This is a genomic window from Nonomuraea sp. NPDC048826, assembly GCF_043198225.1.
Taxonomy (GTDB): Bacteria; Actinomycetota; Actinomycetes; order Streptosporangiales; family Streptosporangiaceae; genus Nonomuraea.
On sequence record NZ_JBICUQ010000006.1, the window covers coordinates 396,946 to 410,183 of the forward strand.

Sequence of the window (13,238 nt, forward strand, 5' to 3'; positions counted from 1 at the left end):
GTCGAGGATCGGCCGAAGGGAGTGCCATGGGACACGATGACGAGGGCCGGCGGGTCAGCAGGCGGCGGCTGATCGCGGGCGTCGGCTCGATCGGGCTCGGCGGCCTCATCGCCGCCTGCACCCCCGGCGGGCCGGCGGTCACCACCTCCACCGGCGCGTCCGTCACCCCCCGGGCGACCACCGCCGAGGACCTCACCTCGCTGTTCGACGGCGCGAACACCTGCGCGCTCACCCCCGCCACCACCCCGGGGCCCTACTACTTCGACGCCGACAAGATCCGCGCCGACATCCGCGAGGACCGCGAAGGCGTCCGGCTGCGGGTCGCCGTCAAGGTCCAGGACAGCCAGAGCTGCCGGCCGATCAAGGACGCGGTGGTGGAGATCTGGCACTGCGACGCGGGCGGGCTCTACTCGGGCGCCGAGGCGATGTCCCGCGGCTCCGGCGGCGGCGCGCTCTCCGCCGACCCGCCCGACCTCACCCCGCAGGACGACCAGCGCTACCTGCGCGGCGCCCAGGTGACCAACGCCGACGGGATCGTCGAGTTCACCACCGTCTGGCCCGGCTGGTACCGGGGACGATGCGTGCACATCCACGCGATGGTGCACGTCAGCGACGCCCGGGTGCTGACCACGCAGATGATGTTCGACGAGGCGCTCAACGACCGCGTCCTCGCCACCCGGCCGTACGCGGACCACGGCGAGCGCGACACCCGCAACGACGCCGACGGCATCTTCCGGGAGGAGATGCTGATGAAGGTCGCCCCCGACGGCGACGGCCACCTGGCCGCCATCGTCTTCTCCGCGCCTAACGGATGACAGCCCCATGGAGTGACGTATAGCGTCGCCACCACTGTCCGAGGCCAGCCAGTGACGGAGGCGAACGGTGCGATCCTGGGCCGCGTTACCGACCGGCAAGGTCGTGCGCCTGGAAGGCGCCCGTGCGCTGCCGCTCGCCATCGACTCCCTGCCGCGCGAGGCCCCCGCCATCCTCACCTGCACCGCCCATGAGTCGCGATCCCCGAAAGCGCTGGCCGCCGCGATCCTGGACGAGATGGACGCCACGGTGCTGGGGCTGTTTCCCGCCTGGTTGCCGGACGCCGGAGCCATCGACGGGCCCGGCGGAACCGGCCTGGCCGCCGTACGCGCCCTCGCCCTCCGCACCGCCGCCGGCTCCGCCCACTTCGGACCGTTCCTCGCCGAGCTGGCGGAACGGGCCCTGCGCGCTCGTCCCGGCCGGCTCCCGGACCTGCGGGCGAGCCTCTCCTCCGAGATCCGGTCCAGCGGGTTCCCGCCGGAAGTACGGGCCGCGGGGCTGGCCAGGGCGCTGGCCGCCGCCTTCTCCAGGCAGGGCACGGCGCTGCTGGTGGACGTGCCGGAAGGGCTGTCGCCCGCCGGTCAGGAAGCCCTGGTCGCAGCGGGCGAGTGGCTGGCCCACCGCGCCGGGCTGGGCATCTGGCTCTCGGGACCGCTCCCGGCGGTGGACCGGGTGGAGACCGTCCTCGTCGCGGACGCGCCGAGCCCGGCCCCCTCCCTGCCCGCGACCACGTCGCGGCTTGAAAGGACCGGCCACCCGCCCGTCGCCGGCCGCCCGCACCCGGCGAGCGCCGTGGAGCGCGCGCTGGAGGCCGCGTTGAGCGGGCACGCGTGGGCCGCCGGCCGGGCCTGGAACCAGACGATCCGCCCCGGCGCCCTGGCCTCTCCGGTACGGGCCGACCTGGTGTGGCAGGACGAGTGGTGCGTCGTCGAGCTGGACGGGCCGGATCACCGCGAGCTGGACAAGTTCACCACCGACCGCGCCCGCGACGTGCGACTGCAGATCGCCGGTTACGCCGTGCTCCGGTTCACCGATGTCCAGGTGCTGACCGATCCCCAGGCCGTGGTCCGTCACATCGAGCTTTTCCTGCGGAACCGTCGAGCCTCTCAAGAAGGATGAAAAATGTCAGAGCGAAAGCTGTCGCTCCCTGAATTCGCCGCCCTGATGGCGCTGGCCGAGGAGAACGGCGAGATCTCCAACCCCGACCTCCAGGAGCGGCACGGCCTGACCATCGACGGCAAGAGACGACTCAAGCTCAACGAGCTGAAACTGGTCGACAGTTGGCGACAGGGCCGGTCATACGTGCACATGCTCACTGACAGCGGCTGGGCTCGCCTTGAGGAGGACCTGCGCGCCGGAGCGCTTCCCGCGATGACCGGCTCGCCGAAGGTCATCGCCCGTGGTCTGCAGGGCTGGCTGCGGAAGTACATGGACCGGTCCGGTCTGCGACTGGCCGACGTGTCCACACCCCTGGAAGCCGCTCCGCCTGGAGACGAGGCCCCGGTGGACGAGCCGGCCGGGCTGCCACCAGGTGACCTGGAAGCGCGGATCCGCGGCGCGTACGCGCGGCTGGCGCCCCGGCCCGGCTCCTGGGTGGGGCTGGCCCGGCTGCGTCCCCTGCTCGGAGACGCGCCCAGGGACGAGGTCGACGCCGCGCTCGGCCGGCTGGAACGGCTGCCGGACGTGAACATCGTCCCCGAGTCCAACCAGAAGATCCTCACGCCCGCGGACCGGGAAGCCGGGGTGATCATCGGGGGTCAGGAGAAGCACCTGCTGTGGATCGGGGAAGCATGACAGGGCCTGGCACCGAGGCGCTCACCGCGCTCAGCTTCAACTACACCGAGGGCGCCGACGACGTCTGGCGGCCCTCGGCATTCCACGTCGAAGGGCTGCACGGGCACTCGGCGAAGATCCTGCTCGACGGCCTGGCGGAGGCCGGCGGCCAACGGGAGACCAGCCCGATCGGCGTGGTCCTGCAGGGCCAGCGCGGCACCGGCAAGACCCACCTGCTCGGCTGGTTGCGCGAGGTGACCCAGCGCCAGGGCGGCTACTTCGTGCTGGTCGGGCTGCTGGACGCCAAGGAGTTCTGGGAGAGCGTCATGGTGTCGCTCCTCGACAGCTTCTCCCGGCCGGGCGAGGGCGGTGAGACGCAGCTCAGGGCGTTCCTGTCACGGCTGGCCGCACGCGCCGACCTGTCCCGGATGGCTCGCAGGGCCGTGACCGGCAAGAAGACCCTGTCCAGGGAGGAGCTCGACGCGTTCGTCCACGCGCTGCGGGCGATGGACGAGAAGGTCGGGCGCGAGTGTCAGGACACCGCGCGGGCTCTGGTGCTCTACGCCTCCACCGACCCGGCCCTGCAGGACCTCGGCGAGGCTTTCCTGTACGCGATGCCGGAGGGCGAGACCGGCGACCGGGCCCGCTGGGGCATCCGGCCGATCAACAAGTCGCCGCAGGAGATCGTCAGGGACGTCTCCCACCTGCTGGCGCTCACCGGCCCGACAATCATCGCGGTGGACCAGATCGACCCGCTGATCGCCCAGTCCCGGATCTCCACCGACACCGCGACGGATGACGGCCACGGCGACAAGCTGCTCCTGGAGCGGATCGCCGGCGGCCTGATGGCGTTGCGCGAGGTGACCAGGCGCACCATGACGGTCGTCTCCTGCATCCCCCAGACCTGGACGCTCATCGAGCGGGAGGCGGTCGACACGGTTCGCGACCGGTTCCGTACGGCCGTGCAGCTCATGACCATCCCTGACCCCGAGACCGCGCGCGAACTGGTCGCCAAGCGATTCGGCGTGCAGTACGGGGCGGCCGGGGTCGAACCGCCGTACCCGACCTGGCCCGTGCGGCCGGAGGCGTTCGACGAGGCGCCCGGGTTCACCGCGCGGCAGTTGCTCATCACGATCGACAAGCACGTCCGGGCATGCCTGCTCAGCGGTGAGGTGTCGGAGCTGACCGGACTCACCGGCCCGGTTCCGTCGGTGGGACCACGTACCGCGGCCGGTGGAGAAGCCGTCGTGGCCGTGAACGAAGGAGACCCGGCCGAGGCGGCGGCGCTCGCCGGTCTGGACGCCCGCTTCGCCACGCTCCGCGACGCCGGGGACGCCCCTGACGTGAACGGCGCCACCGAGGACGTGCTGATGCCCGCGCTGCTGGCGGCGGGGTTGGCGGCGTGGATCAACGAGCAGGGCGAGCACGGCCAGGCGTTCAGCGTCGACCCGCCGCCCAGCGCCAAGCCGCCCCTGCACGCGCGGCTGCGGTTCACGCTGGACGAGACGACGGAGGACGAGGAGCACTGGGCCTTCAGGGCGATCACCGCCGAGCACGCCGTCTCGGCGCTCAACCGGATCCGCAAGGCGTCGGTGGCGGCCGGTCTGGACGCCGAGGTGCCCAAGCGGCGGCTGTTCCTGCTGCGTAACGAGGACTGGTCGAAGGGGGCGCGGACGCGGGAGGTGGTCGCCGCCTTCGAGCGCGCGGGCGGAAGGACCCTGTCCTTCACCGACGCCGACCTCCGCGTCCTGGCTGCGCTCAGGCACCTGCGCGCGGAGAACCCGCCGGGCTTGGCATCGTGGCTGGCCTCCCGCCGCCCCACCCGCATCGTCACCTTCCTGGCCGAGGCGCTGAACGACCCGCCCGGCCAGGAGAAGAAGCCGCGCTCCCTCGTACAGCGAGAAGCCCCTCGGCCGGTACGAGCGGCGGAGGCGCAGGCGCCGCGTCCCCGAGCGAGCGGTGAGCAGGCGCCGCGTCCCCCAGCGGCAGGTGTGCAGGCGCCCCCTCCACCCGTGCGAGCGGGCGCGTCCCGTGAGGACACCCCCCACGTCCCACTGGGGAGGGCCGTCGGAAGTGGGGAGCCTGTGCGGGTGGGGCTGGAGGCGTTGCGGAAGCATACGGCGATCTTCGCCGGGTCCGGGTCGGGCAAGACGGTGCTGATCAGGCGGCTGGTCGAGGAGTGCGCGTTGCACGGCGTGTCCGCCATCGTGCTCGACCCGAACAACGACCTGGCCAGGCTGGGCGACCCGTGGCCGCAGCAGCCGGAGAGCTGGGCGGACGGCGACGCGGGCAAGGCCGGCGCGTACCTGGAAGGGACCGAGGTGGTGGTCTGGACGCCGAGGCGCGCGGCGGGCCGGCCGCTCTGTTTCCAGCCGCTGCCGGACTTCGCCGGGGTGGCCGAGGACCCGGACGAGTTCACCGAGGCGGTGGAGTCGGCGGTGGCGTCGATCGCGCCCCGGGCGAAGCTGGACGCCCAGACCCACAAGGCCCACCTGGGCCGGGCGGTGCTGCGCAAGGCGCTGGAGCACTACGGCCGCCGCGGCGGCGCGACGCTCAAGGGACTGATCGCGCTGCTGGCCGACCTGCCCGACGGGGTGAGCGAGCTCGCGGCGGCCCCGCGGATCGCCGCCGACCTGGCGCAGTCGCTGCAGGCGGCGATGGACAACGACCCGCTGTTCGGCGGTGGCGGCGAGCCGGTGGATCCCGGGCTGCTGCTGACCCCGTCGCCGGGCAGGCGGGCCCGCGTGTCGGTGATCAGCTTCGTCGGGCTGCCCAACGACGACCAGCGGCAGAGCTTCGTGAGCCAGTTGCAGATGGCGTTGTTCGCCTGGATCAGGAAGAACCCGGCGGGGGACCGGCCGCTGGGCGGGCTGCTGGTGATGGACGAGGCGCAGACGTTCGCCCCTGGCTCGGGGCGGGTGACGGCCTGCACGCACAGCACGGTGGCGCTGGCGTCACAGGCCCGCAAGTACGGTCTGGGCCTGGTGTTCGCCACCCAGGCGCCGAAGGGCCTGCACAACCAGATCCCCGGCAACGCCGCGACCCAGTTCTTCGGCCTGCTGAACGCCCCCGTGCATATCACGGCGGCCCAGGAGATGGCCCGGGCCAAGGGCGGCTCGGCGCCGGACATCTCGCGGTTGAGCGCGGGCGAGTTCTACGTGGCGCTGGAGGGGAGCGCGTTCGTGAAGGCGCGGGTGCCGATGTGCCTGAGCCATCACCCGAGCGCGCCGCTGACGACGGAGGAGGTGCTGGCCCGCGCCGCTACCGGGTCGGGTCGACCTGGCTGAAGGACGTGCCGACGGCGATGTTGTCGTGGAAGACCGTGCGGCTGTCGACGCCGGTCGGCCCGGTGTTCCACGCCGGCTTGTAGATGCCCCACTTGAGGTAGCCGTAGGTGGTCTTGTCGTCGTTGTAGGTGTTGGGGCCGGTCGCGGTGAGGACCTTGCGCCACCCCGGGCTCTTGTGGGTCTGGTACCAGCCGTCGATCTTCCCTTGGCCGCGGTGGCTCCAGGCGAACCGGAAGACGAAGTCGTGCCACTGCCCCGGCTTCACCTCGCCCAGGTCGAAGCTGGTCTTGCGGATGGAGTCGGGAGTGGAGCAGGCGTTGCCGTCGGAGTTGACCCGCAGCCGCCACTGGCCCGTGGGCTGCACGCTGAGGAACGCGCTGGGCGGCTTGTCGGCCTCGCACGCGTCGGGCCACGGCTTCCACTGGAACACGATGTCTTCCCGCGAGTCGCGCTGCCAGGAGCTCAGCAGGTAGACGCTGAACCCGTAGTAGACGGTGTCGCCTGACCGGTAGTGGCTGTCCTTGAGCTTGAGCGTGTGGCTCTCGGCGCGGGTGCCGCCGGCCACCTTCGCGTCGCCGTACCGCAAAATGCTGCGGATCGCGTACGAGCCGGTCCTCGGCAGGTCGTCGACTTTGATCGAGTACGCGGGGCAGCACTGGTTCACGCCCACGGACGGGTTGCCGGAGTTCACCGTCCCGTTCTCGTACCCGAGCCGGAGGCCCGCGGCGGAGCCGGTGATCGGGAGGGCGGCGGCGAGCGCGGCGGCCACGGGCACTCCTCGGGATCGGAGCAGCGCTCGTCTCATGCGGGCGGCAGTGGTCACCATGGTCGATTTCCTTCGTCGCGGGTCCGAATGCCGCGACACGCTGTCACACGGTGGTATGTCGACGGTATGTCGATCGTTTGCCCAGCTCACGACGTGTTTTGGGCTCTTCGGTGGCCTTGGCCGATGGGGGATGGTCTCCAGACCGTTTGGATGGAATAGTCAGCAACTGACACGGCAATACCCGCGCAATCAGCTGCGTTAGGGGTGTGCAATGGTCTCTGCTCGACGGCTCCTCGGGAAGCTCGTCTACGGCTCACGCTATGACAAGGTGCCCTGGGGGCAGCGGGTCTACGTCCGCCCCGGCGAACGGCTGGTCCGCGAGGCGCAGTGGCGCAGGCTGCTGCGACGGTCGCCGATCGTGGAGCCCGAGGACTACCGGGCCGATCTGCCGCTGGGCGAGATCGAGGAGTTCATCGACTGCACGCTCTGCGGCGAGGCGCGTTCGCAGCCGCTGTTCGAGCCGACGGGCGAGGGCGCCAAGTGGAGTTACCGCGTGGTGCGCTGCCCCTCCTGCGGCTTCCTCTACCGCAACCCGAACATCCGCCCCGAGCGGCTCGGCGACCTGTACGCCAAGGGCTACAGCAAGTTCCTGACCGGCAAGTACGCGGCCAACCGGCAGCGGCGGTACCGGCTGACGATGGACGCGTTCTCCCCCGTCTTCGACGACGGGACCGGGCGGCGGCTGCTCGACTTCGGCTGCGGCGCGGGGTTGTTCCTGGAGCTGGCCGAGCAGCGCGGCTTCGACGCGGTCGGCGTGGACCTGTCGCCCGACTCGGTCGCGCAGGCCAACGAGCGGCTGACCCGGGGACGGGCGTATCTGGGCGCGCCGGAGGACGTCCCGGAGATCGCCGCGGGCGGCTTCGACGTGATCACGCTCTGGTCGGTGCTGGCGCACCTGCCCAGGCCGCTGGACGACTTCCGCCGGTTCCGTCAGCTGCTCGCCCCGGGCGGGGTGCTGATGATCCTCACGGTCAACGCCAACTCGTTGCTGCTCAAGGCGTACGGGTCGGCGTGGAGCGGGTTCACCAAGAACCACCTGATGTTCTACTCGGCCGACACGATGCCGGTGCTGCTGCGCCGTACCGGGTTCGCCGGTGTCGGGTTCGCCCCCTTCTACGGCGACACGATCGAGGCCGGCACGACCAACCTGCCGCAGCCGCTGCGGGAGCGGCTGCGGCGCACGGTCGAGGCCACGGACGGCGGCAACATGCTGCGCGCGATGGCCTTCGCCGACGAGGAGGCCATCACCCGCTGGTCAGGCCCGCGCGAGGTCCGCCGCCTGCGCGCGGAACCCGCCGCCGAGCTCGCCGCGGACTCCAGCCCGCTGGACCTCACCGGGACGTGAGTACCTATGGGTAGTTGAAAGGCGTACGGTTGGCGCATGTCTGCAACCCCAGAAACGGTGCACTGGCGGGGCGTCCACCACCTCGCCCTCATCACCGCCGACATGGACGCCACCGTCAGGTTCTGGCACGGCGTCCTGGACGCCCGGCTGGTCGCCACCCTGGCCGTGCCCGCGTTCAGGCACTACTTCTTCGAGGTCGGCACCGGCAGCACCATCGCCTTCTTCGAGTACACCGACCAGGAGCTCGACAGCTTCGCCAAGCCGGCCGGAGTCCCGTACGCCAAGGCCGCCCAGTTCGACCACCTCTCGCTGCACCTGCCTGACGAGGACGCGCTGGTACGGATGCGCGACCGGCTCAAGGAGCACGGCTGCGAGGTCACCGACGTCATCGACCACGGCTTCCTGCGTTCCATCTACTTCAGCGACCCCAACGGCATCGCCCTGGAAGCGTCCTGGTGGACGCTGGACGCGACCGGCAGGCCGGTGGACCACGCCGACGAGCGGCTCTTCGCCGACCCCGACCCGGTCCCGGCCGTCCGCGAGCTCCGCGACACCGGCCGGCTGTCCCACACGGTCAGCACCCGGCTCGTCGACGGCGTCATCGAGGACCTCCGGCGCGAGGGCATCACCCTGGAGCGCTGACACGAACGCGCCGGCGTGGGAGCAGTAAGCCCACTGGTCCGACGCCGGCGGCGCGCTATCTCATATCGAGGGTCTGCATCGTTCCACCGGGGTTGATGAGGGCGATCCTGTCTCCCCGGGCGACCCGCTCGGTCAAGAATTCCCACAATGTCACAGCGCGACCGATTCCGTCGGTCAGGGACAGTCGGTTGGCTTCCGCGAGCCACTGCAGCGTGCGCATGGTTTCTGCCTCGACGTTCACCGTGAGGCGGACGAATGATGGAGGCGGGGGACAGGCGTTGCGGCCGGCGCCCTTGTCCCGGAGATCGGTGCCCAACGGATCAGACATACTGCCTTCCTCCTCGACGATGGGCACGCGAGGGTCGCTCCTGTACAGGTACGACGAAGGGGGTTGGAGTAACCGAACCCCTCTCGACTCTCGCGCCCAGCTAGAACGAATGTTCATGCCCTTTCTCTCCCCCTTCTCATGAGGTGGCTCAGCCTCGGAGGTGTAGTCCGACCGGACCGAGACCACCTCGGATCCCCTTTGGATCCCCATCCTCGCCCCATTATGAGCCCGTAGCCCGGGATTGCAAGGCCCTGGACCACAACTGGGCCTCCTTGCTTCACCATCTGGTGCGTATCCTATGTTGATTGGATACGTAAACAGCGGGTAGATTCGTCACAAGGCCGTGACAGAGGCCCAAGGTGGCGGCCGGGGGCAAGGCGGACAACGGGGTCCGCCGAGGGGACCAGCGGGAGGCGAAGTGTCCGAGACACTTGATGTAAAGGGCGAGAACGGAGGCGTCCTCCCTCGCGCTCACGGCAACGGGACGGCCGACCACTCAGGCCTGGCTTTCGAGCCGGCGGAGGTGATCGACGACCCGACCCTGCCGAGCGAGGAGGGCAAAGAAGCACTGCGCGTCGACATGCGCGAGAAGAGCGCGATCCGGAACCGGAGATGGATCATGAACATTCTCCTGGTTCTCTTCACGCTCTCCCTGATCGCGGGGCCCGTCGCGGCGGCGTTCCTGCCGACGCCGGCGAACACGATCGAGGAGATCAACAGAGCGAGAGACCTGATAGCACCCATCGTCTCGCTCATCGTGGGCTACTACTTCGGCACGCAGAGCCGGGAGTAGCCCGGGGCGAACCGCTCACTATCCTCCATGGCCGTGGAGGATAGTGACGCACCACGGGTCAGAGCACCAGCACCTTCCGCACGTCCCCGTTGGGCTCGATGACCGCCAGCTCGTTGCCCTTCTCGGTCTGCTCCTCGACGAACTGCCACACCTTGATCGCACGTCTGACGCCGTCGGTGATGGACAGGCCCTTGATCTCGATCAGCCTCCTGAGGATGTCCATCGTCTCCGTGCTCAGGTTGATGGACAGACGCACGAAACCCTTCTTCGCCTCTTTGGGTTTCGCCTCGGCGAGCCCCTGGTCGCGATCCTGCGCCACTCGCGGTACCTCCTAGCCGTCGAGAAAAGAATGCTGACTGCACACTGTCATGTACCCACTACACCACGATGCATGTTATCGATCCACACAGGATCCACACGTCAAACGTCTGAGCCACCTTCGCGATTCAGACAACATCAGTTCCATATTACCTACTTTTCGCAGCATATGTCGTGGTTTACGCTGCTGAAGCAGACAAGATCCGTAAGATCTGCCAGCGCGCATGTGATCCTTTCATTACCAAGTACGTCTTATTGCTGTAAGATTCACTCAACCGTTGACGGCTTCCAGCCAGCCTGAGCGGGGGCGAGAACGCACCACCGCAATGCACGACACATGCGTGCAGGGCCTGGGGAGGGCTCGCTTCGTAGGCGGGGGCCTACTGCCGGACATGTCAAAGATCCTGGCTGGAGGAGGTTGGATGACCGGAGCCCAGGGCTCTTCCGGGGGCGAGACGCAGGTCTGTCCCGCGTGCAACGGCACGGGGAGTGCCACCAACAAGCCGGCGGACCCGTCGCCTGTCCGTGTGATCGTGGACGACACCTTGCCGAGCGCGAAGGATGACGCGTTCAAGCTCGGCGACGTCCTCGACAGGCGCCTTTAGAACGCTCCAACCGCAGGGCTCCGCATCACCCCCGTACCTCCACACCCATGCGGGGACCCTGCGGTCCGCCGGACTCCACCTCACGCGCCGCTCCTGGAGCGATCGGATCAAACAGGTCACTCGCTTTCCCTGGCAGCGGCGTAAAGTCCGTGTGGCGGCTTTTGGTGTGGGTATTTGCGTCGCTCGTAGCCAGCGACGCAGTCTCACGCCAAGGAGAAAGCATGGAGCGGTCCCACCCCGTCAAGTCAACCGTGGACAAGATCATCGACGCGGTGGCCGGCGACGAGAAGCCGGGCGAGATCCCTGGCGTACCCAACAGCGAGCCCCCTTCCCTGGAGGAGCCGACCGAGCCGCGCGAGCCGCTCCCGCCCAAGCCCGACCAGGAAGGGCCCGACACCTTCTCCCCCACCGGGCAGCCCACCGGCGCCCCGCAGGCGCAGATGGCGCAGGGCGGCGCGCACCTGACGACCGCCCAGGGGCTGCGGCTGCGGGACACCGACCACTCGCTCAAGGCGGGCCCGCGCGGCCCCGTCCTGCTGCAGGACCACCACCTGCGCGAGAAGGTCATGCACTTCGACCACGAGCGCATCCCCGAGCGGGTCGTACACGCGCGCGGCGCCGGGGCCCACGGCATCTTCCGCGCCTACGGCACCGCCGCGAACGTCACCCGGGCCGCCTTCCTCGCCGAGGACGCCCAGACGCCGGTCTTCGTGCGCTTCTCCACCGTGATCGGCTCGCGCGGCTCGGCCGACACCGTGCGCGACACACGCGGTTTCGCGACCAAGTTCTACACCTCCGAGGGCGTGTTCGACCTGGTCGGCAACAACATGCCGGTGTTCTTCATCCAGGACGCGATCAAGTTCCCCGACGTCATCCACGCCGCCAAGTGGCACCCGGACCGGGAGATCCCCCAGGCGCAGACCGCGCACGACACGTTCTGGGACTTCGTCGGCCTGCACACCGAGGCGACCCACCACACGATCTGGAACATGTCCGGGCGCGGCATCCCGCGTTCCTACCGGATGATGGAGGGCTTCGGCGTCCACACCTTCCGCCTGGTGAACGCGCAGGGTGAGACCACGCTGGCCAAGTTCCACTGGAAGCCCAAGCTCGGCGTGCACTCCCTGGTCTGGGAGGAGGCCCAGCTGCTCAACGGCGTGGACCCGGACTTCCACCGGCGCGACCTCTTCGACGCCATCGAGGCGGGCGCCTTCCCCGAGTGGGAGCTGGGCATCCAGGTCTTCCCGGACACGCCGGACCAGATGTTCGAGGGCATCGACCTGCTGGACTCGACGAAGATCGTCCCCGAGGAGCTGGCCCCGGTCCAGGCGATCGGCCTGCTCACGCTCAACGCCAACACCTCCAACTTCTTCGCCGAGACCGAGCAGGTGGCCTTCCACGTCGGTCACCTGGTGCCCGGCATCGACGTCACCGACGACCCGCTGCTGGCCGGGCGGCTGTTCTCGTACCTCGACACCCAGATCACCCGGCTGGCCGGGCCGAACTTCGCGCAGATCCCGATCAACCGCACCCACGCGCCGGTCAACGACATGCAGCGGGACGGGTTCCACCAGACGGCCGTGCACCGGGGCGTCGCGCCGTACCGGCCGAACTCGCTCGACGGCGGCTGCCCCTTCACGGCCGGGGCGGGCGAGGGGGCGTTCGTCGAGGTGCCGGTGGAGGTGTCAGGCCGCAAGGTGCGTGAGGCGCCGGCCTCGTACGCCGACCACTTCAGCCAGCCGCGGCTGTTCTGGCTGAGCATGTCGCCGGTCGAGCGCGAGCACATCATCGCGGCCTACACCTTCGAGCTGGGCAAGTGCTACGAGCAGGCCATCAAGGAGCGCTACCTGAAGGTGCTGGCCAACATCGACCCCGTCCTGTGCGAGAAGGTCGCCGAGGGCCTGGGGCTGCCCGTGCCGGAGGCGCCCGAGCCGCTGGCCGAGCCCACGCCGAGCCCGGCGCTGTCCATGATCGGGAAGACCTGGCCGACGGACGGCCGGCTGGTCGGCATCATCGCCGCCGACGGCGACGTGGCGGAGGTCGAGGCCATCCGTCAGGCGGTGCTCGAAGGCGGCATGACGCCGCTGATCATCGCGCCGACCGGCGGCATGCTCGGCGGGACCCTGCCGGTGCAGCGCACGTTCGTCACCGCCCGGTCGGTCGAGTTCGACGCGCTGCTGGTGGCGAGCGCGCCGCCGCCCGGCAACGACGCGTACGGCGCCCGCGACGCGAAGGCGGGCGGCGGCACGGACGCCCCGGTCGACCCCCGCGTGCTGCTGCTGATCAACGAGACCTACCGCCACGCCAAGCCGATCGGCGGCTGGGGGACGGCCGCGCAGGCCATCTCCCAGGCGGGCGTCCCGCCGCAGGCCCCGGGCCTGGCCATCGCCGAGGACGGCATGACGGCCCTGGAGGAGACGCTCCGGCTCCTGGCGGCGCACCGCGTCTGGGACCGCTTCCCCGCCGCCGCGTCCCTGGCCTGACCCCCGTGGTCCGCCCCGGCCGGAG

The 13,238-nt window shown here is 70.0% G+C and carries 12 protein-coding genes; 9 read left to right on the forward strand and 3 right to left on the reverse strand.

Translation table 11 applies throughout. The annotated features are described in order from the left end of the window. Positions 1-26 precede the first annotated feature (26 nt). The 4 genes from ACGFI7_RS23630 to ACGFI7_RS23645 all read left to right on the forward strand — a co-directional run bounded on the left by ACGFI7_RS23630 (position 27) and on the right by ACGFI7_RS23645 (position 5,873). On the forward strand, positions 27-815 hold the full coding sequence (locus ACGFI7_RS23630; RefSeq protein ID WP_393408024.1) for an intradiol ring-cleavage dioxygenase: 789 nt from the start codon (positions 27-29) through the stop codon (positions 813-815). Positions 816-882: 67 nt separating this feature from the next. Beyond that, positions 883-1,932, forward strand: a complete 1,050-nt coding sequence (locus tag ACGFI7_RS23635) for an endonuclease domain-containing protein (protein ID WP_393408027.1) — start codon at positions 883-885, stop codon at positions 1,930-1,932. A 3-nt stretch (positions 1,933-1,935) separates the two neighbouring features. Continuing rightward, positions 1,936-2,607, forward strand: a complete 672-nt coding sequence (locus ACGFI7_RS23640; RefSeq protein ID WP_393408030.1) for a hypothetical protein — start codon at positions 1,936-1,938, stop codon at positions 2,605-2,607. Beyond that, on the forward strand, positions 2,604-5,873 hold the full coding sequence (locus ACGFI7_RS23645) for a helicase HerA domain-containing protein (RefSeq protein WP_393408033.1): 3,270 nt from the start codon (positions 2,604-2,606) through the stop codon (positions 5,871-5,873). Before ACGFI7_RS23640 ends, ACGFI7_RS23645 begins: the two co-directional genes overlap by 4 nt. Here ACGFI7_RS23645 and ACGFI7_RS23650 read toward each other — a convergent pair. Next, positions 5,848-6,699: a polysaccharide lyase gene (locus ACGFI7_RS23650; RefSeq protein ID WP_393408036.1), complete on the reverse strand. Its 852-nt coding sequence runs from the start codon at positions 6,697-6,699 to the stop codon at positions 5,848-5,850. The two genes, ACGFI7_RS23645 and ACGFI7_RS23650, sit on opposite strands and share 26 nt — an antisense overlap. A gap of 211 nt (positions 6,700-6,910) precedes the next feature. Between ACGFI7_RS23650 and ACGFI7_RS23655 the strand changes: the two genes are divergently transcribed. Then, the gene (locus ACGFI7_RS23655) at positions 6,911-8,044 is read left to right on the forward strand and encodes a class I SAM-dependent methyltransferase (RefSeq protein ID WP_393408038.1); all 1,134 of its coding nucleotides are present in this window, start codon (positions 6,911-6,913) and stop codon (positions 8,042-8,044) included. Between the two features lie 36 nt (positions 8,045-8,080). Beyond that, positions 8,081-8,686: a VOC family protein gene (locus ACGFI7_RS23660; RefSeq protein ID WP_393408041.1), complete on the forward strand. Its 606-nt coding sequence runs from the start codon at positions 8,081-8,083 to the stop codon at positions 8,684-8,686. A gap of 55 nt (positions 8,687-8,741) precedes the next feature. Here ACGFI7_RS23660 and ACGFI7_RS23665 read toward each other — a convergent pair whose 3' ends face one another. After that, positions 8,742-9,041, reverse strand: coding sequence for a hypothetical protein (locus ACGFI7_RS23665; RefSeq protein ID WP_393408044.1), 300 nt, complete (start codon positions 9,039-9,041; stop codon positions 8,742-8,744). A 391-nt stretch (positions 9,042-9,432) separates the two neighbouring features. On the opposite strand from ACGFI7_RS23665, the gene ACGFI7_RS23670 reads away from it, so the two are divergent. Continuing rightward, positions 9,433-9,807, forward strand: coding sequence for a hypothetical protein (locus tag ACGFI7_RS23670; protein WP_393408047.1), 375 nt, complete (start codon positions 9,433-9,435; stop codon positions 9,805-9,807). Between the two features lie 58 nt (positions 9,808-9,865). On the opposite strand, the gene ACGFI7_RS23675 is transcribed toward ACGFI7_RS23670, so the two are convergent. After that, positions 9,866-10,126 (reverse strand): hypothetical protein, encoded by a 261-nt coding sequence (locus tag ACGFI7_RS23675; protein WP_393408050.1) that lies wholly within the window; start codon positions 10,124-10,126, stop codon positions 9,866-9,868. 421 nt (positions 10,127-10,547) lie between these two features. Here ACGFI7_RS23675 and ACGFI7_RS23680 point away from each other — a divergent pair, with 421 nt between their 5' ends. Further along, a complete protein-coding gene (locus ACGFI7_RS23680; RefSeq protein WP_393408053.1) occupies positions 10,548-10,730 on the forward strand; it encodes a hypothetical protein in 183 nt (60 codons plus the stop codon). A 221-nt stretch (positions 10,731-10,951) separates the two neighbouring features. Further along, entirely contained in the window at positions 10,952-13,213 is a 2,262-nt protein-coding gene (locus tag ACGFI7_RS23685) for a catalase (protein WP_393408055.1), read from the forward strand. Positions 13,214-13,238: the final 25 nt, after the last annotated feature.